14 protein-coding genes are annotated in these 18,857 nt (G+C 61.9%); 8 read left to right on the top strand and 6 right to left on the bottom strand.

Annotated elements, in window-relative coordinates; genetic code table 11:
- Positions 1–223: 223 nt before the first annotated feature.
- The 3 genes from J3P95_RS11780 to J3P95_RS11790 form a co-directional block, all read right to left on the bottom strand.
- Positions 224–1,177 (bottom strand): sensor domain-containing diguanylate cyclase, encoded by a 954-nt coding sequence (locus tag J3P95_RS11780; RefSeq protein WP_434563277.1) that lies wholly within the window; start codon positions 1,175–1,177, stop codon positions 224–226.
- A gap of 4 nt (positions 1,178–1,181) precedes the next feature.
- Positions 1,182–2,180: a response regulator gene (locus J3P95_RS11785; RefSeq protein ID WP_434626580.1), complete on the bottom strand. Its 999-nt coding sequence runs from the start codon at positions 2,178–2,180 to the stop codon at positions 1,182–1,184.
- 152 nt (positions 2,181–2,332) lie between these two features.
- Positions 2,333–3,145, bottom strand: coding sequence for a helix-turn-helix transcriptional regulator (locus J3P95_RS11790; protein WP_434577127.1), 813 nt, complete (start codon positions 3,143–3,145; stop codon positions 2,333–2,335).
- A 104-nt stretch (positions 3,146–3,249) separates the two neighbouring features.
- On the opposite strand from J3P95_RS11790, the gene J3P95_RS11795 reads away from it, so the two are divergent.
- Positions 3,250–4,206, top strand: coding sequence for a threonine dehydratase (locus tag J3P95_RS11795; protein WP_434577125.1), 957 nt, complete (start codon positions 3,250–3,252; stop codon positions 4,204–4,206).
- A gap of 65 nt (positions 4,207–4,271) precedes the next feature.
- The gene (locus J3P95_RS11800; RefSeq protein WP_434563283.1) at positions 4,272–4,892 is read left to right on the top strand and encodes a TetR/AcrR family transcriptional regulator; all 621 of its coding nucleotides are present in this window, start codon (positions 4,272–4,274) and stop codon (positions 4,890–4,892) included.
- A gap of 53 nt (positions 4,893–4,945) precedes the next feature.
- Here J3P95_RS11800 and J3P95_RS11805 read toward each other — a convergent pair whose 3' ends face one another.
- Complete coding sequence (locus J3P95_RS11805; RefSeq protein ID WP_434577123.1) at positions 4,946–6,421, bottom strand: efflux transporter outer membrane subunit; 1,476 nt, start codon at positions 6,419–6,421, stop codon at positions 4,946–4,948.
- Between the two features lie 220 nt (positions 6,422–6,641).
- On the opposite strand from J3P95_RS11805, the gene J3P95_RS11810 reads away from it, so the two are divergent.
- Genes J3P95_RS11810 through fabF form a run of 3 tightly spaced genes read left to right on the top strand, consistent with a single transcriptional unit; the run spans position 6,642 to position 12,093 of the window.
- The gene (locus tag J3P95_RS11810) at positions 6,642–7,751 is read left to right on the top strand and encodes an efflux RND transporter periplasmic adaptor subunit (protein WP_434577121.1); all 1,110 of its coding nucleotides are present in this window, start codon (positions 6,642–6,644) and stop codon (positions 7,749–7,751) included.
- A complete protein-coding gene (locus J3P95_RS11815; RefSeq protein ID WP_434577119.1) occupies positions 7,748–10,810 on the top strand; it encodes an efflux RND transporter permease subunit in 3,063 nt (1,020 codons plus the stop codon). Before J3P95_RS11810 ends, J3P95_RS11815 begins: the two co-directional genes overlap by 4 nt.
- Entirely contained in the window at positions 10,807–12,093 is a 1,287-nt protein-coding gene (gene fabF / locus J3P95_RS11820; protein ID WP_434563291.1) for a beta-ketoacyl-ACP synthase II, read from the top strand. The genes J3P95_RS11815 and fabF overlap by 4 nt, the downstream gene beginning before the upstream one ends.
- Positions 12,094–12,099: 6 nt before the next feature.
- Here fabF and J3P95_RS11825 read toward each other — a convergent pair whose 3' ends face one another.
- Together J3P95_RS11825 and J3P95_RS11830 are read right to left on the bottom strand one after the other, a co-directional pair.
- Positions 12,100–13,314, bottom strand: coding sequence for a multidrug effflux MFS transporter (locus J3P95_RS11825; protein ID WP_434577117.1), 1,215 nt, complete (start codon positions 13,312–13,314; stop codon positions 12,100–12,102).
- A 193-nt stretch (positions 13,315–13,507) separates the two neighbouring features.
- A complete protein-coding gene (locus J3P95_RS11830; RefSeq protein ID WP_434577115.1) occupies positions 13,508–15,733 on the bottom strand; it encodes a TonB-dependent siderophore receptor in 2,226 nt (741 codons plus the stop codon).
- Between the two features lie 290 nt (positions 15,734–16,023).
- On the opposite strand from J3P95_RS11830, the gene J3P95_RS11835 reads away from it, so the two are divergent.
- Genes J3P95_RS11835 through J3P95_RS11845 form a run of 3 tightly spaced genes read left to right on the top strand, consistent with a single transcriptional unit; the run spans position 16,024 to position 18,853 of the window.
- Positions 16,024–16,827, top strand: a complete 804-nt coding sequence (locus tag J3P95_RS11835) for an ABC transporter ATP-binding protein (RefSeq protein WP_434563297.1) — start codon at positions 16,024–16,026, stop codon at positions 16,825–16,827.
- Positions 16,824–17,807: a FecCD family ABC transporter permease gene (locus J3P95_RS11840; RefSeq protein ID WP_434577113.1), complete on the top strand. Its 984-nt coding sequence runs from the start codon at positions 16,824–16,826 to the stop codon at positions 17,805–17,807. The genes J3P95_RS11835 and J3P95_RS11840 overlap by 4 nt, the downstream gene beginning before the upstream one ends.
- On the top strand, positions 17,804–18,853 hold the full coding sequence (locus tag J3P95_RS11845) for a FecCD family ABC transporter permease (RefSeq protein WP_434577111.1): 1,050 nt from the start codon (positions 17,804–17,806) through the stop codon (positions 18,851–18,853). Before J3P95_RS11840 ends, J3P95_RS11845 begins: the two co-directional genes overlap by 4 nt.
- Positions 18,854–18,857 lie beyond the last annotated feature (4 nt).

Consider the following 18,857-nt stretch of genomic DNA (forward strand, 5'->3'; position numbering starts at 1 on the left):
TCGGGGACAGGGCTAACACCCGTGGCGAGGGAGCTTGCTCCCGCTGGGTTGCGCAGCAGCCCCCAACCAGACGCCTCGGTGCATCAGGCAGATTGCATTCAAACTGATAGGGGTCGCTGCGCAACCCAGCGGGAGCAAGCTCACTCGCCACAAAAGCCCCTCGGTTCTTGTTTTCCGAGTGTCTGCCAGATTGGACTGACCAGTGTCGAGAAGTGGGCGTTGTCTAGCCGAAGACCGTCACGCGATTGCGTCCGGTCTTCTTCGACGTATACAGCGCCTGGTCGGCCCGGGCGATCAGCTCGGCGTGGTCATTCGAGGGTTCGCTCAGGTCGGCGACCCCCAGGCTGATGGTGAAACGGATGTCCTGGCCGTTGTATTGCACCAGCAGCTCCTCGACGGCTTTGCGCAGGCGCTCGGCGAAAACCCGCGCGCCCTCCTTGTCGGTGTCTGAAAGCACGACGCCGAACTCTTCACCGCCATAACGCCCGGCCACGTCGGACTCACGCACATGCTCATGTAGCAGCCTTGCGACGTTCTCGATGACCTTGTCGCCCGCCTGGTGGCCATAGGTGTCGTTAACCCGCTTGAAGTGGTCGATATCGAGCATCACCAGGCTCAACGCATTGCCGTAGCGCTGATGCCGGGCATAGGCGGATTTCAGGCTGCCTTCCCAATGACCGCGGTTGTACAGGCCCGTCAGGCGATCGGTGCTGGAGAGCAGTTGCAGTTGTGCGTTGGCGGCCTGGATCTGGTGCCGGTTGGTGGCGACGTCAGTGACGTCATAGATCACAAGGCAGATATGGTTGATGCGGTTGTCGGGCGAGCGCAGTGGCAATAACGTGGTGTTCTGGTACATGAACTCTTCCTGGCCGGTGATCGGCTGGTAGCTCTTGAACCGCATCAGGTAAGGGCGCTGCTCCCAGACCGTGAACGCGGGCGTACCGAGGGTCGCGACGCTCTCCACTTTACGGGTGAACCATTGGCGATCGATCTCAGGGAACAGATCGAAGAAGTTTTGATTCTGAGCGTCCTTGGGCTGAACCCCGGAACGGTTTTCCATGAAGGTGTTCCAGACTTGCACGCGATACTCGCGGTCGAGCACCACCACCCCGACGTCGATACTCTGAACGATGGCCAGCAACCAGTGGAATTCGTTCAGATCAATGGATTCGGTCATGGGCTCAGTTCATCAGGTAGGCGAGTTTGTGGTTCAACCGTTCGATGGAGTCTTCCGTGAACAGCAGCAACAGGTCGAAGCGAATATTCTGCCCTTCCAGGCTGTAGCTGATTTCCACCGCCAGGGTCTTCTTCCAGTGTGTGCGGTTGGCGCGGATCAGTTCCTCGATGGCCGCGTGTTGCCCGAGGATCTGCGGATGGCCTTGGGAGAACACCACGTCTATCTGCTCGGCGATGCTGCTCAGGCAAGCGCCGATCAGGATGCTGGAAAGGTCCACCAGCATTTCAAGGTCTGAATAGTCGGCGCTCTCGCGGTGCATCAATTGCCCAATGTCGGCAATCTCGGAGTCGTGGAAGATCAGCAGGGCTTCGCCGGCGATGCCGCCGCCGATAAACCCCTGGCAGATGGCAGTGAGCTGCTGGGAGCTGCCGACGTCATTCAACGCCATGTGCAACTCGCCGACTTCGAGGATGTTCACGTTCGGCACCGGCAGTTGCACGAAGACGCCCAACACCTGGGCGATCAGGGCCGCGGCCTGACCGATGGCGACGTTGACGGTCTCGCGAAATGCATCCTGAAAACTGATGGCCGCGTCCGGTGCCGCTCGACTCTGCGGCGGCGCCTTGCCGGGCTGGGTCAGTAGCCCCACTCGGGTAAGCGTCTGGCGCAGCTCGTTTTCATCGAACGGTTTTTTCAGGAACGCCAGCGCACCCAATTCAAGCACGCGGCGCACCGCCTCATCCTGCACGTCACCGGAAATCACGATCACCTGCGCGTTCAACCCTTCGGCCCGCAAGGCGCTCAAGACTTGGTAGCCGTCCATCTCCGGCATGGTCAGGTCGAGCAACACGACCTGCCCCAGGCCTTGGCGGATGGCTTCCATCGCTTGGCGACCGTTGGCGGCCTCGGTGATCGACACCGGCCAATCTGACGGCAGCGCACGCAATACTTGCTTGCGCGCCATGGTGGAGTCGTCACACACGACCAAGGGAATCAGCGGCACTGGAAAGTCCAAGGCGGTTCAATGGCGGGGGAGGTGTTTCGTACATCGTTCATAGGCAGCAACGGCCCTCTGATTGTCGAACGGGGAGTTACGAACGGGGTATCAGGCATAACGCCCTGTCTTTTAAAAACTGGACCATTAAGTCAAGGGCGTCAAATGCACTTCGTCATTTGGCGCAGCTGCGCCGGACTCACACCAAGGCGTTGCTTGAACGTCGTCGTCATGTGCGCCTGTGAGCTGAAGCCGCAGGCGAGGGCGATTTGCGTCAGTGTAGTCGATGTGTCGCTTATCAACGCCCGGGCCTTGGCCAGGCGTCGATCGATCAGGTAGCCATGGGGGCTTTGGCCCGTGGCGTGCTTGAAGGCCCGCATGAAGTAGCCTTCGGACAGTCCCAGCAATTGCGCCATGGCCGGCACGCCCAGCGGTTGGTCGAGGCCCGCATCGATGAACTCGTCCAGCAGGCGCATCCGGCTGTCGGTCATCGAACCTTGGCGCATTGCTGGCGAGTGTTTGTCCGGTGCCGAGCATTGCGCCAACGCCAGGGCCCAAGCCTCCCAATCGTCGTCGATCGAGCCGTGCAGCAGCGCGCGCCGCATGCGTTGGGCGAGGGCGATGGCGCGTGGGTCGAGGCGATTGTTGAAGGCGCGATCTCCCGCCAACGCCTGCCCGTCGGTACGCATCACGCGCAGGTACTCGCCGCCCTGGGATGACTCCGAATAGACGTCACACTGGGCCGGGACGAACGCCAAGCCATTGGGCATGGCGATGAAAGGCTGTATCCGGTCGCTGCCGATGGCGTGCACGCCTCGCTGGCTGTCGAAGGCGAAGCCAATCGCCGCCTGGGTCGCGACGTAGCGGGTGGCATAGGCGCAGCCGGGAAGCAATTCGATTGCCCAAGGGCCGACCTCGATACGACGGGTCGATTCAGTCGGGCGCGGCAACGGCGTGCGGTTTCGATGGCTCATGGTGTTCATAGTAGTGAAGCAGCGCCGCAAAAGTCAGGTCAGTTTTTTGAAAGCCCGGATTCGGTGTCGCTGGCTAGACTCGGCGAAACCTCAGGAGGTCCACCATGTACGCACTGACTCATGACGACATTGAACAAGCCGCCCGCCAGGTCTACCAAGTCATGCCCGCCACGGCCCAGTACGCCTGGCCCTTGCTGGCGCAACGGCTGGGTTGCACGGTCTGGGTCAAGCATGAAAACCATACCCCCACGGGCGCTTTCAAGGTGCGCGGCGGTATCACCTTCATGCATTGGCTCAAGCGTGAGCGCCCGGAGGTGAACGGTATCGTCACCGCCACTCGGGGCAATCATGGCCAGAGCCTGGCGCTGGCAGCCAGCGCGGCAGGGCTGAAGGCGTTGATCGTGGTGCCGCAAGGCAACTCGGAGGAGAAAAACAACGCCATGCGCGGCTTCGGTGGCGAGGTGATCGAATATGGTCGCGATTTCGATGAGGCCCGTGAAGAAGCAGCACGCCTTGCGCAGGCACAGGGCTTGTATCTCGTGCCGCCATTTCACACCGAGTTGGTCAAAGGCGTCGCCACCTATGCCCTTGAACTGTTCGAGGCAGTGGCAGACCTGGACACCGTCTACGTGCCCATTGGCTGCGGCTCGGGCATCTGCGCGGTGATCGCCGCACGTGACGCCTTGGGCCTGAACACCCAGGTGGTGGGCGTGGTGTCCACCGAGGCTACGGCGGCGAAACGATCGTTCGAGGCGGGCACGATCTACGAAACCGCCTCTGCCGACACCTTCGCAGACGGCCTCGCCGTGCGCAAACCGATTCCCGAGGCTTTCGCCATCTATCACGCCGGGGCGGCACGGATCGTAGCGGTCAGCGATCAGGAGATTGCCGAGGCGATGCGGGTCTATTACACCGATACCCATAACCTGGCCGAGGGGGCCGGCGCTGCGGCTTTGGCGGCACTTATCCAGGAGCGTGGGTTGATGAAGGGGAAAAACGTCGGGGTAATCCTGTCGGGCGGCAATGTCGACAGGTCGGTGTATGCCGAAGTGATTGGATAATGGGTGACTGTATTACGATCGGGTCATGCGTTGTCAACCCGCTTTCGGATGCGTAAGCTGCCCCCATGAACCAGCCATCAGTTACCTCGCCCGGCGCTCGCGGCCCAGTCGATCACGACATTCGAGATCAGATCGTCGCGGCAGCCAATGAACATTTCAGCCAGTACGGCTACGCAAAGACTACGGTTTCCGACCTGGCCAAGGCCATCGGCTTTTCCAAGGCGTACATCTATAAATTCTTCGATTCCAAACAGGCGATCGGCGAAGCCATCTGCGCCAACTGCCTGTCGACTATCGTTGCGGCCGTCGAACAGGCCATCAATGAAGAGGGCCTTTCAGCAACGGAGCGTTTTCGTCGGCTGGTCAAGACCGTGGTTGCCACTGGGGTGGACCTGTTTTTCAACGACCGCAAACTCTATGACATCGCGGCGTTTTCGGCCTCGGAGCACTGGCCCAGTTCGCAGGTCTACAACGCGCAGATCAAAAGCTTCGTGCTGCAGATTGTCCGCGAAGGGCGCGAGCTCGGCGAGTTCGAGCGCAAGACGCCGCTGGACGAAACCGTAGACGCCATTCACCTGGCCCTGCGGCCATTCGTCAATCCGTTGCTGCTGCAATACAACCTCGATTTCGTCGAGCAAGCCCCCACACTCACCTCCAATCTCATCCTGCGCAGCCTGATGCCCTGAGCGTTGGCTGAAGGCCGCTCACGTCGTGAAAAAGTGACCGTTCTGGAAAACGATCACCTTGTCGCTACGGGTCGCTCTTCAGTCGGTTGCCAGCCACCACCCAGCGCCCGAAATGCCGCGACCGCCGCCCGTGCCGACTCCGTTCGCGCCTGGGCATGGGCATCGGAGGTGCGCAGCAGCGTGTCGTCGGCGTTGAGCACATCGATCAGGCTGGCGGTGCCTTTCTGATAGGCAACGAAGGATGACTGCCGGGCCTGGGTCAATGCCGTTTCGCCCTGGGCGAGGGTAGTCGCCTGGGTTTCCCGATTGACCAAGGCGCTGAATGCATTTTCGACTTCTTCGGTGGCGCGCAATACGGACTGGCGATAAGCGGCCAGCGCTTCGGCCTCCTGGCCTTTTGCCTGATCGATCTGAGCGTTGATTCGGCCGAAATCGAAAAGCCTCCAGCGCAGGCCCAACACACCCGCCGACTGGCTGGCGCCGCTGCTGAAAAGATTGCCAGCGGACACCGCCGTGGCGCTGCCGAGCAAGGCGCTGAGGGAGAACTTCGGATAGTACTCGGCGACGGCCTCGCCGATGCGCGCATTGGAAGCCGCGAGGCGCCGCTCCGCGACCATCAGGTCAGGCCTGCGCCGCAGCAGGTCGGCCGGTGTTCCCGTTGCCGTTAGCTGTGGGGCAAGAGGAATATCCCGTGGTGCAGCCAATTGCGGGCGATGGGTGCCTGGCGGCGTGCCGAGCAGGACATCGACTGCGTTCATGGCCGCATCGAGCCCAGTCTGCAATATCGGAACCGTAGCCTGCACTTGTGCCAATTGCCCTTCGGTCTGTCGGACCTGATAGCTGGCGGCAAGGCCCTTGCTGTAGAGCAGCTGGACTTTTTCCAGCAGGTCTTGCTGCGTTCTGACTTGACGGTTCGCGATGTCCAATCGGCTCTGCAATCCGCGCAAGGTGATGTAGGTGTCGGCAATTTGCGCGGCGACGGCGAGTCGCGTGGCGGCGACGCCCGCCTCGGACGCCTGGTAATCGGCCAATGCCGCTTCGCGTCCGCGTCGCAGGCCGCCGAAGGCGTCAATCTCCCAACTGGCGCCGAGGTTGAGTTCGTAGGAACTTCCGTACCGGTCAAAACCGGGCGTTGAGTCCAACACCTGGCCGAGCGGCGTTTCCACCGACTGATAAGCGCGCGCGGCTTGGCCGCTGATGTTTCCCGACGGTAGCAAAGCGGCGTTGGCGGCGCCGAGGCCCGCCCGTGCCTGCGTGAGTCGCGCCGAGGCCTGTGCCAGGTCCAGGTTCTGTCCAAGAGCCTGGACGATCAATCCGTTGAGCGTGGGATCATCAAAGCCTTCCCACCAGGCGGCCCAGTTGGCCGGTGTGCTCGCGGAGCTCTGTTCGACCGAAGAATGTTCGACCGAAGACTGACCCAGGTACCGACTCGAAAGTGGGACCTCGGGACGCTGGTAGTCCGGGCCGACCGCGCAGCCCGCCATCAAGCTGGCGCTCATCAAAAGGGCAATGGGACGCAAGGGTGGCATTGAGGTTCCTTGGGCTGGGATGGATGTGACCATATTACGTTGTGGTCACAGTCTGTCAATCCGGCTTCTCTTAGCTTGCAGAAAGTGCAGTTTGATTGTCTGATGCCACCGGGCGATGGGTGAGCGAAAGGATTCGGTACGGGAGATGGTGACGATTTACAGATATGGTCACTAGATTGAGAATGCGATTCCCATCCTATCCATTCAAGTAAGGGACCCTATGTTCCGGCACCGATCCGTCACCCTTGCCGCTTGCTTGTTGCCACTCGTCCTGACGGCGTGTGGCGAGTCATCCACCGCGAATGATCCGCGCACGCTTGCGCCGTTGGTGCGGGTTGCCGAAGTCCAGGGCTCGTCCGCGACATCTCGTACATTTTCCGGTGTCGTCACGGCAAGGGTTCAGAGCGACTTGGGTTTCCGGGTGTCGGGCAAGGTGCTCGAGCGTCTGGTCGATACCGGCCAGAGGGTTAAAAAGGGACAGCCGCTCATGCGCCTGGACCCGATCGACTTGGGGTTGCAGGCGCGGGCGCAACAGGAGGCTGTCGCCGCCGCTCGGGCCAGGGCCAAGCAGACCGCTGATGACGAGGCGCGCTACCGCGATCTGGTCGCCGCAGGCGCTATTTCCGCTTCGGGCTACGACCAGATCAAGGCCGCCGCCGATACCGCCAAGGCGCAGCTCAGCGCCGCGCAAGCGCAGTCCGACGTGGCCCGCAATGCCTCCGGCTACGCCGTGCTGCTTGCTGACGCGGACGGCGTCGTGATGGAAACGCTCGCCGAGCCTGGGCAAGTCGTCAGTCCTGGGCAAATTGTGGTCCGACTCGCGCGGGCCGGACAGCGCGAAGCCGTCGTGCAGTTGCCCGAGACCCTGCGGCCGGCCGCAGGCTCCACCGCCCAGGCGACGCTTTATGGCAACGCCAAGCAGGTGGTGAGCGCCAAGCTGAGGCTGCTGTCGGATTCGGCCGATCGGGTGACGCGTACCTTCGAGGCGCGGTATGTGCTGGAGGGCGCGCTGGCTAACGCGCCGCTGGGTTCGACGGTGACGCTTCGGATCGCCGAGGGCGCTCAAGCAGGGCAAGCACTGCAAGTGCCGATTGCCGCCATTTTCGACTCGGGCAAAGGCACCGGTGTGTGGGTCATTACCGCAGAGCCGGCGAAAGTTGCCTGGCGTCCCGTCCAGGTCCTCGCCTTGAGCGACGATGCCGCGCAAGTCTCGGGCGACTTGAAAACGGGCGAGCGGATCGTCGCGCTGGGCGCCCATCTGTTGCGTGAAGGAGAAGCGGTAAGGCTGGCTGGGCCGGGCGATGTGAACGTCGCGGGGAATCGCCCATGAGCTTCAACCTTTCGGCGCTCGCCGTCCGCGAGCGCTCCATTACCGTGTTCTTGCTGTTGCTGATCGCTGTCGCGGGCGTCCTGGCCTTCTTCCAGCTTGGGCGCGCCGAAGATCCACCGTTCACGGTCAAGCAACTGACGGTGATTACCGCATGGCCGGGCGCGACGGCCCAGGAGATGCAGGATCAGGTCGCCGAGCCGTTGGAAAAACGCCTGCAAGAACTGAAGTGGTACGACCGCACGGAAACCTATACCCGCCCAGGGCTGGCGTTCACCATGGTATCTCTGGTCGATCGCACGCCACCGTCGCAGGTGCAGGAAGAGTTTTATCAGGCGCGCAAGAAGCTCGCCGACGAAGCTATCAAACTACCGGCCGGTGTCATCGGGCCGATGGTCAACGATGAGTTCTCCGATGTGACCTTTGCCTTGTTCGCCCTCAAAGCCAAGGGCGAACCGCAGCGACTGCTGGTCCGCGACGCCGAGGCGTTGCGCCAACGGCTGCTGCATGTTCCGGGCGTGAAGAAGGTCAACATCATCGGCGAACAACCCGAACGGATCTTCGTGTCTTTTTCCCATGATCGGCTGGCGACGCTGGGCGTATCCCCCCAAGAGATTTTCGCCGCCCTGAACAGCCAGAACATGCTCACGCCCGCCGGCTCGATCGAAACCGCCGGGCCACAGGTCTTCCTGCGCCTGGAGGGTGCCTTTGACAAGCTGCAGAAAATTCGTGATACGCCCATTTCAGTCCTGGGACGCTCGCTGAAGCTTTCGGACGTGGCGACCGTCGAGCGCGGCTATGAAGACCCGGCCACGTTCCTGGTGCGCAACGGCGGCGAAGAGGCGCTGTTGTTGGGTGTGATCATGCGCGAGGGCTGGAATGGCCTGGATCTGGGAAAAGCGCTGGACGCTGAAACGAGCTCGATCAACGAGGGCATGCCGCTGGGCATGACGCTGAGCAAGGTCACCGACCAGTCGGTGAACATCGACTCGGCCGTCGGTGAGTTCATGGTCAAGTTTTTCGTCGCGCTGTTGGTGGTGATGATCGTGTGTTTTGTCAGCATGGGCTGGCGCGTCGGTGTGGTGGTCGCGGCGGCGGTACCGCTGACGCTGGCCGTGGTGTTCGTGGTCATGGCCGCCACCGGCAAGAACTTCGACCGCATTACCCTCGGTTCGCTGATCCTCGCGCTCGGGCTGCTGGTGGACGATGCGATCATCGCTATCGAAATGATGGTGGTGAAAATGGAGGAGGGCTACGACCGGATCAAAGCCTCGGCCTACGCCTGGAGTCATACGGCTGCGCCGATGCTGTCCGGCACGCTGGTGACCGCCATCGGCTTTATGCCCAACGGCTTCGCGCAATCGACCGCTGGCGAATACACCAGCAACATGTTCTGGATCGTCGGCATTGCACTGATCGCTTCCTGGGTAGTCGCGGTGGCGTTCACGCCGTACCTGGGCGTGAAACTGTTGCCGGACATCAAACAGGTCGAAGGTGGCCATGCGGCCATTTACAACACCCGCCATTACAACCGCTTTCGTCGGGTACTGACGCGGGTCATTGCGCGCAAATGGTGGGTGGCCGGTACCGTGATCGCGACATTCGTGGTGGCGATCCTCGGCATGAGCCTGGTGAAGAAGCAGTTCTTCCCCACCTCGGATCGGCCAGAGGTGCTGGTGGAAGTGCAGATGCCCTATGGCACGTCCATCGAGCAGACCAGCGCCACCGTCGCCAAGGTCGAAGCCTGGCTACAAAAGCAGGACGAGGCCAAGATCGTTACCGCCTACATCGGCCAAGGCGCACCGCGCTTCTACCTGGCGATGGCGCCGGAACTGCCCGATCCGTCTTTCGCCAAGATTGTCGTGCTGACGGACAGCCAGCAATCGCGCGAAGCCCTCAAGTTCCGTCTCCGTGAAGCGGTCGCCGAAGGGCTTGCACCGGAAGCGCGCGTGAGGGTGACCCAACTGGTGTTCGGCCCGTATTCGCCGTTCCCGGTGGCCTATCGCGTGATGGGGCCTGACCCGACGAAATTGCGCGAAATCGCCAGCCAGGTCCAGGACGTCATGCAGGCGAGCCCGCTGATGCGGACCGTCAACACCGACTGGGGGGCGCGGGTGCCCACCTTGCATTTCAACCTGGATCAGGACCGCTTGCAGGCCGTGGGGCTGACCTCCAACGCGGTCGCGCAGCAGCTGCAATTCCTCCTCGCAGGGGTGCCGATCACGGCGGTCCGCGAAGGCATTCGATCGGTGCAGGTGGTCGGTCGCGCCGCCGGTGATATTCGTCTGGATCCCGCCAAAATAGAAGGCTTCACCCTGGTGGGCGCGACGGGACAGCGGATTCCGCTGTCCCAGGTCGGCGAGGTGGATGTGCGCATGGAGGACCCGATCCTGCGCCGTCGTGATCGCACACCCACCATGACCGTGCGCGGCGATATCGACGAAGGCCTGCAACCGCCGGACGTTTCCAGTGCTATTTTCAAGCAACTGCAACCGGTCATCGACAGGCTGCCCAGCGGCTACCGGATCGAGCAAGCGGGGGCCATCGAAGAATCGGGCAAGGCCGGCAAAGCCATCGTCCCGTTGGTTCCAATCATGGTCGCGATGACGCTGCTGATCATCATCCTGCAAGTCCGTTCGGTCTCGGCGATGATCATGGTGTTCCTCACCGCACCGCTGGGTTTGATCGGCGTGGTGCCGACGCTGCTGATTTTCAACCAGCCGTTTGGTATCAACGCGCTGGTCGGCCTGATCGCCCTGTCGGGCATTCTGATGCGCAATACGTTGATCCTGATAGGGCAGATCCATCAAAACGCCAAGGAAGGCCTCGATCCGTTCCACGCGGTGATCGAGGCCACGGTGCAACGGGCCCGTCCGGTGCTGCTCACGGCGCTGGCGGCAATCCTCGCGTTCATTCCGCTGACCCATTCGGTGTTCTGGGGGACGCTGGCCTACACACTGATCGGCGGCACGTTCGTCGGCACCATCATGACGCTGGTGTTCCTGCCGGCGATGTATTCCATCTGGTTCAAGATCCGTCCTGAGACGAAGAGGGCTTCATGAAAAATCGCCAAGATCAAACACGCATCGTCGTCACTGGCGTCGGTATGGTCGGCCCCCTGGGTTGTGCCGTGGAAGAGGTGTGGAAGCGCTTGTTGGCCGGATATTCCGGGATTCGCAACCTGTCCGATGACGTCGTCGAAGGAACCGGCGTTGCCGTTGGCGGGCAGGTGCCTTCCCTCGAAGAGGATGGGATTGCCGGCTACGACCCGGAACGCCTCATCGCGCCCAAGGACCGCAAGAAGATGGATCGCTTCATCGAGTTCGCCCTGGTGGCCGCTCACGAAGCCCTCGAACAAGCGGACTGGCATCCCGTCGATGCCATCGATCAAGAGCGGACCGCGACGATCATTTCCTCGGGCGTGGGTGGGTTCGCCACGATTGCCGAGGCCGTGCGCACCACGGACAGTCGTGGCCCGCGCCGGTTGTCGCCGTTCACCGCGCCGGCTTTCCTGGCCAATATGGCGGCCGGGCAGGTGTCGATCCGGCATGGTTTCAAGGGGCCGCTTGGCGCGCCTGTCACGGCTTGCGCTGCTGGTGTGCAGGCCGTTGGTGACGCCGCCAGGCTCATTCGAAGTGGCGAGGCGGACATCGCCATCTGCGGCGGCACCGAAGCGGCGATAGACCGTGTGACCTTGGGTTGTTTCGCAGCGGCCCGCGCGCTGTCGACGGGGTTCGCCGAGCGCCCGCAAGAAGCTTCGCGGCCCTTCGACCGCGAGCGTGACGGCTTCGTCATGGCCGAAGGCGCCGGGCTGCTGGTGATCGAATCGCTGGAACACGCCCTGGCCCGTGGCGCCAAGCCGCTGGCGGAGCTGGTGGGTTATGGCACCAGCGCCGATGCCTATCATTTGACGGCCGGGCCGGAGGATGGCAACGGTGCACGGCGCGCCATGGAGCAGGCGCTGCGCCAGGCTGGGGTCAGCCCCGCCGAAGTGCAGCACATCAACGCCCACGCGACGTCGACCCAGGTCGGCGATGCCGGTGAACTGGCGGCGATTCGCGCGGTATTTGGCACCGGCTCGGGCGTGGCGATCACGTCCACCAAGTCCGCCACTGGACATCTCCTCGGAGCAGCGGGAGGCATCGAAGCGATCTTCACCGTCCTCGCGCTGCGCGATCAGGTCGTGCCGCCGACGCTGAACCTGATTCATCCCGATGAGGCGGCCGGCGGGCTCGATCTGGTCGGTTTGAAAGCTCGGAAAATGCCGATCACCCATGCGCTGTCGAACGGGTTCGGCTTTGGTGGCGTCAACGCCAGCGTGCTGTTTCGGCGCTGGGAAGACTGATACCGATCAGCGCCGCAGGACGAACAGGAGCAGCGCGACCAGGCACGTCAGCGCCTGGATCGCGCCCAGCGTCGTGACGGGTGAAAAGCTCAGCACAGAGGCCAGCCAGGTTGTCAGCGCAGCCGCGCCCATGGAGAGAAACCCCAGCAGCGCGGAGGCCATCCCGGCCTCCTTGCCAAACGGCCCCATGGTGAGGGCCGTGCCCAGCGGATTAGCCAGCCCCATACCCCAAAGAAACGTGACCATCGCCACCGCATACCAGCCAAGGCCAGGATCGGCGGAGCCGACCAGTAGCAAGCCGCCGCCGACCATGGCGCAGGCAATGCCCAGCAAGGCGATGGTTCGCGGACCGTGGCGGTGCGCCAGGCGTGGTGCCGCCATGCCGGCGGCGAATACGACGAACACCGTTGAAGCGAAATACAAGCCAGCCTGCACCGACGTCAGGCCGATGCCTTTCATCAGGATCGCGGGAGCAGCGGCGAAGGAGGCGAACAAGCCGCTCAGCAGCAGGCTCATCGACAGGGCCGGCAGAATGAAGCGCGTGTCCATCATCAACCTGGCATAGGCACGCAGCACGCTGCCGGTGGAATGCGGCGCCCGGCGGTCGGCGGGATGGGTTTCTCCAAGGTCACGCACATAGAAAAAAGCCAGTACCACGGCGGCCAATCCGACGAGAATGAAGATGGCGCGCCATCCGAGTGTGACCGACAGTACGCTGCCGGCCAATGGCGAAAAACCTGGCGCTGCGGCGGTGGCGACCATCGTCAGCGACAGGGCGCGCGCCAATGTTTCGCCTTCGAACAGGTCGCGTGCAATAGCGCGCGACAACACCGAGGCTGCGCAAACGCCCAATGCCTGGACGACGCGTCCAGCGATCAGCAGATCGAGGGACGTGGCGAAGCCTGCAATGACGGTGCCGGCCACGAACACGGAAAGTCCACCCAGCACCAGTCTCTTGCGCCCATAGCGGTCGGCCAACGGACCGACCAGCAATTGGGCGAACGCAAAGGTCACGAAGAAGCTGGAGAGGGTCAGGCCGAGTTCGCGGGCGGTCACGCCGAGTTCTTCGCCGATGACCGGGAAGGCCGGGAGGATGATATTCGTGGAGAGCATGCCGATCGCCGCGAGGCCCGCGAGCAGCGCCACGATTCGGCCGGTCAGGGGTTGGCTTGGTGCATGTGCCGGCGCCCCTGCGATTGCTGAAGCACTTCCAGTTTCCATGGGACATCCCTCTTGGCCGGTTCTTGTCAGGCTTATGATGATCGTAATATGACGACCGTAATCTCATGAGTCAAGTCAAAAGAGCATTAAGAGCGATCGTTGCGATAATGGGAATTCGAGGGTCGCAGAGGGGAGTTCGTACCGCATGAAATGACTCGGTCGACGCTTGTCAGCGTCGACCGAGTCATCGTTTTTACCACCTGAAATTGACGGAGGTCACCAGCTCGCGCTCGTCGCCGTAGCGGCAGATAGCAAACTCACAATAGGTGTATTTTTTGTTTGTCACGTTGTTCGCGTTGAGCGCGACGTCCCAGTTCTTGTCGATCTGGTAGCTGGCCATGGCGTCGAACAGGGTGTAGGCCGGCATTTGCGAATCGATACCCGAGGCCTGGGTGGTTCCCTTATAGCGCGCGCCGCCGCCGACTTTCAGTTTCGGCAAGCCGAACAGGGCGAAGTTGTAGTCGGCCCACAGAGCGGCTTGGTGGTACGGCGTATCTTCGCTGCGCTGGTCCACTTCGCTCGGGATGTTGCTTTTGGTGATGCGCGCATCGGTGTAGGCGTAGGTCGCGATGACTGTCAGTTCAGGCGTGACGTCGGCCTTGGCTTCCAGTTCCAGGCCACGGGAGCGCTGTTCGCCGATCTGCGAAGCGTTGCCCGCGAGGTCGATCTTCAGCACGTTTTCCTGCGTCAGTTCATAAACCGCCGCACTCAGCAGGACGTTGCTGCCAGGGGGCTGGTAGCGAATACCGATCTCGTATTGCTTGCCTTCGGTAGGATCAAACGTCTGGCCTGGCGCGTCGGAAACAGCGACCGGGAAGAACGATTCGCTGTAGCTGATATAAGGGGCCAGGCCGTTATCTGCCTGGTACACAAGACCGGCACGCCAGGTGGTGGATTCGTCGTTCTGGCTCAGCTTCTGGCCAGTCGCGAAGCCTTCCTGGTCCTGATCGGCCCAGTCGTGGCGGCCACCGAGCAGCAACAGCCAGTGATCGTCGAACTTGATCTGGTCCTGCAAGTAGATGCCTGTCTGGAAGGTGTCGATTTGCGAGCCACGGTCGCGGTTCCGGCTCTTGTCCACGATAACCGGCTGTCCGTAGTTATAATCGCCGATGTTGATAGGTGGTGACCCTGGAAAGGGGCGACTGTCACGGAAGTTGTGCGAGTCGTACGACGCGTCGTAGGTATCAGCGCCCACCAGGAAAGTGTTTTCAATACCTCCGATGTTCCAACGCGTCTCGATATTAGTGTCGCTGGCTAACGCACGGGAGCGCTCACGCCGGTCACTGTACTGGCGGCGCAGAACGCCGGTATTAACCGCTCCGTTGATAGCAGCCGGGCTGGTCTGGGCCTGCATGTATTTCCACTTCACATCAGCCTCGTAGTAACGCATTTTGTTACTGATGCGGGTGTGTTCATCAAACCGGTGTTCGAACTCGTAGCCGACGGCGGACATCTCGCCATTCATGTCGTCGTAGTCGGGCTCGCCGATGAAGTCGTGCCGACCGATGGTGAACGGGCCGTCGCCCACACCCTTGACCAATTGATAGGGCAGCGGGGCGGAGAAACGCGTGTCGCTTTTCTGGTAGAACGAGAGCAGTGTCAGCGACGTGTCATCGTTGGGACGCCAGGTCAGGGCCGGGGCGATGTAGAGCTTGTCGTCGTTGATGTAGTCCTGCTGGGTGTCGCTGTCGCGCTTGAGCATGGTCAAGCGGTAGCTGAGGACGTCGCTGTCGCCGAGCGGGCCACTGAAGTCTGCGGTCAGTTGTTTGCGATCATGGTTGCCGTATTGCAGCCCCAGTTCATGCAGCGGGGTTTCGGTTGGACGCTTGCTGACGCCGTTGACGAAGCCGCCGGGCGAGAGTTGGCCATACAGCACCGAGGCCGCGCCACGGATGACTTCCACGCGTTCCAGGCCATAGGGTTCCTGGACGCCATCGTAGGAGTTGTTCTGCAGGCGCATGCCGTCGCGCAGCGAGCCACCGGTGGCGGACTCGACGTCGAAGCCGCGAATGCGGAACCGGTCCGACGTGCGGTTGAAGCTGCTTGGCTGGCTGGTGAAACCCGGCGTATAGCTCAAGACGTCAGCCATGGTGTCCGATTTGCGATCGCGCATTTCATCGGCAGTGACCACGGACAGCGATTGCGGCGTTTCAGTGATGGCCGCGTTGGTCTTGGTGGCGCTGCCATTGCGCAGGGCGACCTTGCCGGCGAGAGGCGCCGTCGGGTTTTCAACGGCGGCGGCATTGATATTGATTTCGCCGAGTTGAAGAGGACCTTTGCCGGACGCCTCTTCTTGAGCAGCGATCGCCTGCGCTGAAAAAATACTCCCCAAAGCCAATGCCAAAGTGCTCAGGTGAAACGCTGGATGACGCGAGGCGTAGCGTTTTTCGGTGCCAACTGTTGTTTTTCTTTCGAGCATCGAGGAAGTCCTTGGGGTTGTTTTTCAGCTTCGCAAGCCTGTTGTCCTGGTCCAGCGGCATCAGGCAGACGAGCAAGGTTAGTGTCTACTGGCCATAATCTGACTGTGAATGATAAGGGTTTGCATTAATATTGTCAGGCTTGTAGGGAAATTATTTTCGTTTCGACATATTCTGTGCCCCACTTTTTTGCCCCGGCCGGTTTCCAACGTGGTGTCATTGCAAAAAATGACCCAGGGGCAATGCGCGCTGGACGATTCGATTAGGCCCTCTTGGGCATGGAGGGACGATCATGCTGAAGGCCACAGACGTGCGGCTGAGCTATGGCGAGCAACAGATTCTCAACGGTGTCAGCCTGGAAATTCCCGAAGGCTGCTTCACCGCGTTGATCGGGGCCAACGGATGCGGCAAGACCACGCTGTTGAATGTACTGGCGCATATGCTGCGACCGAGCGCCGGTGACGTGCATCTGTCCGGGAAAACCCTGGGGCAGTATTCGCGCCGGGCACTGGCGCAACGAATGGCGCTGTTACCGCAGCGCACCACATCACCCGCCGGCATGACCGCACGAGAACTGGTGATGCAGGGGCGCTTTCCCTGGCAGAGCTGGTGGCGCCAATGGTCCGAGCAGGATCAACTGGCGATTGACCGCGCCATCGACCTGGCGGGCATCGGCCCTTTGCTTGACCGTTCCTTGGCAACCCTGTCGGGCGGGCAATTGCAACGCTGCTGGATTGCCATGACCTTGGCCCAGGACACCCCAGTCATCCTGCTGGATGAGCCCACGACCTTTCTCGATATCGCCCACCAGATCACACTGCTTGAATTGCTGGAGGACCTGCGTGAGCAAGGCAAGACCATCGTGGCTGTGCTGCATGATCTGAACCAGGCTGCACGTTACGCCGATCACCTGGTGATGATGCGTGAAGGGCGGTTACTGGCCCAAGGGTCGCCCGCCGAGGTTTTCACCCAGGAGAATCTCAAGGCGGTCTTCGACCTGGATGCGCACATCATTACCGACCCTTATTCCGGCGATCCGTTATGTGTGCCGCAAACCAACCGCAGTCGTCCATTGGCCGTGCGGGAGGCCATGTGAGACACGGTCTGCGTTTGCCGGTGTGGCTGGGCCTGTTGATCGCCATTGCGCTGGCCGCGCTGCTGCATCTGGCCGTGGGCGCCAAGAGCATTCCCTGGAGTGACACCTGGCAGGCCTTGGTGGCCTATGCACCGGGCAACGCCGACCAGAGTGTCATTCGCGGCAGCCGCCTGCCGCGTTTGCTGGTCGCCATGCTGGTAGGTGCCAGCCTTGGATTGGCCGGCGTAATCATGCAGGCGGTGGGTGACAACCCGTTGGCTGACCCTGGAATTCTTGGCATCAACAGCGGTGCGGCATTGTTCGTGGTGTTCGGCTTGCTGGTTTTGCCGGGCCACGACCTGTCGATGATCCCGCTGTTTGCTTTCAGTGGCGCCCTGGTGGCAGCCATTGGCGTTCTGTTGCTGGCGGGAAGGGGGCACAATCCGATTCGACTGACCCTGTCCGGCGCAATGATTGCGGCGTTGTTCAGCGCCATCACGTCTATCTTGTTGTTGCTCGACCAACAGGGGCTCGACAGCCTGCGTCGTTGGCTCACCGGCTCCATCGGTGTAACCGGAGGCTCGATGCAGGCGTGGGTCTGGCCTTACGCCGTGTTGGGCATGTTTTTGTGCCTGGTCAACGTCCGTGCGCTGAACGCCCATCGGCTGGGGCCGCAAGCCGCGGCCGGAATGGGCGTCAACTTGCTGAAAATGCGCCTGTTCGGCCTGGCCTCCGTGGTGTTGCTGTCGGGATCCGCCGTGGCCCTGGCGGGGCCCATCGGCTTTGTCGGATTGGTGGTGCCTCACGCTGCGCGCCTGTTGTTTGGCGATGACTATCGTCGCTTGTTGCTGGCCGCGCCCTTGCTTGGCGCGCTCCTGCTGGTTCTGGCGGACATCGCCGCCAGAACCGTGGTGCGCCCCTTCGAGCTCAATACTGGCATCGTCACGGCGCTGATCGGTGGGCCCATTTTCGTCTTGCTGGTATTGAGGAAAGTCCGATGATGCGCTTGGCACTGACCTTGCCCAGGTCGCTACCGCTGCTGCCTTGGGTTGCGAGGCCGATCGACTTGATCTCGCTGCTGGCGTTGCTGGTTGGCTTGGTGGTCTTGTCGTTGTATGCGTTGACGGTCGGCAGTTATTCCTTGGATGTTGCCCAGGCTTGGCAAGCGCTTGTGTCGCCCGATGAAGTCAACTCGACGACACGCAACCTGCTGTGGGAGCTGAGGTTGCCCCGTGTTGCGCTGGCAATCCTCGCGGGCATGGCCATGTCGCTTGCCGGCCTGTTGATGCAGTCGTTGACGCGCAATCCCCTGGCGGCACCGGGCCTGGTGGGCGTGGAGTCGGGCGCCAGCGTCACGATGTTGCTGATCATCGTGCTCTGGCCCACGCTGCTGCCGCTGGAGCTTTATCCATTGGCGGCACTGGCAGGCGGGTTGGCCGTGGCGTTCTTCGTCGCGCTGCTGTCGTGGCGCCAGGGCATCTCACCGTTGCGCTTGATTCTTGTCGGCGTCGGGTTGACCGCCATGCTCAGCGCGGTCGCCGACCTGCTGATCACCTACGGCAACATCGATCAGGTCGAGTCCGCCCTGATGTGGTTGGGCGGCAGTTTGCACCGGGCCGGCTGGACGCAGGTCCATAGCCTCGGTATCTGGCTGTTGCTGGCGGGCGCTCCATTGCTGTTCTTTCACCGTCAGCTGAACCTGTTGCAGTTGGGTGAAAAAGTCGCGCTCAGCCGAGGCCTGAATGTCACGAGCGTGATGATTTTCCTGTTGCTGTGCAGTGTCATGCTGACGGCGGCGGCCGTGGCGAATGTCGGCACCATGACTTTCGTCGGATTGGTTGCGCCCCATCTGGCACGCCAACTGGCGGGTGATCGCCACGGCGCCCTGATGCCTTTGTCGGCCTTGACGGGGGCGCTGCTGGTGTTGGCGGGCGATACGCTGGGCAGGGGCGTTTTTCCACCCTTGCAATTACCGGCGGGGCTGGTGGTCGCAATCATCGGCGCGCCTTATTTGATCGTGCTGCTGGCGCGACAACGCAGTCGCTGAAACA

Source organism: Pseudomonas sp. Z5-35, from assembly GCF_051131945.1.
Taxonomy (GTDB): Bacteria; Pseudomonadota; Gammaproteobacteria; order Pseudomonadales; family Pseudomonadaceae; genus Aquipseudomonas; species Aquipseudomonas marvdashtae.

Excerpts from the sequence above, each read along its gene's own strand:
- J3P95_RS11810 (WP_434577121.1), top strand. The coding sequence starts at position 6,642 with ATGTTCCGGCACCGATCCGTCACCCTTGCCGCTTGCTTGTTGCCACTC.
- fabF (WP_434563291.1), top strand. The coding sequence starts at position 10,807 with ATGAAAAATCGCCAAGATCAAACACGCATCGTCGTCACTGGCGTCGGT.
- J3P95_RS11800 (WP_434563283.1), top strand. The coding sequence starts at position 4,272 with ATGAACCAGCCATCAGTTACCTCGCCCGGCGCTCGCGGCCCAGTCGAT.
- J3P95_RS11835 (WP_434563297.1), top strand. The coding sequence starts at position 16,024 with ATGCTGAAGGCCACAGACGTGCGGCTGAGCTATGGCGAGCAACAGATT.
- J3P95_RS11825 (WP_434577117.1), bottom strand. The coding sequence starts at position 13,314 with ATGGAAACTGGAAGTGCTTCAGCAATCGCAGGGGCGCCGGCACATGCA.
- J3P95_RS11830 (WP_434577115.1), bottom strand. The coding sequence starts at position 15,733 with ATGCTCGAAAGAAAAACAACAGTTGGCACCGAAAAACGCTACGCCTCG.
- J3P95_RS11790 (WP_434577127.1), bottom strand. The coding sequence starts at position 3,145 with ATGAGCCATCGAAACCGCACGCCGTTGCCGCGCCCGACTGAATCGACC.
- J3P95_RS11780 (WP_434563277.1), bottom strand. The coding sequence starts at position 1,177 with ATGACCGAATCCATTGATCTGAACGAATTCCACTGGTTGCTGGCCATC.
- J3P95_RS11795 (WP_434577125.1), top strand. The coding sequence starts at position 3,250 with ATGTACGCACTGACTCATGACGACATTGAACAAGCCGCCCGCCAGGTC.
- J3P95_RS11815 (WP_434577119.1), top strand. The coding sequence starts at position 7,748 with ATGAGCTTCAACCTTTCGGCGCTCGCCGTCCGCGAGCGCTCCATTACC.
- J3P95_RS11805 (WP_434577123.1), bottom strand. The coding sequence starts at position 6,421 with ATGCCACCCTTGCGTCCCATTGCCCTTTTGATGAGCGCCAGCTTGATG.
- J3P95_RS11845 (WP_434577111.1), top strand. The coding sequence starts at position 17,804 with ATGATGCGCTTGGCACTGACCTTGCCCAGGTCGCTACCGCTGCTGCCT.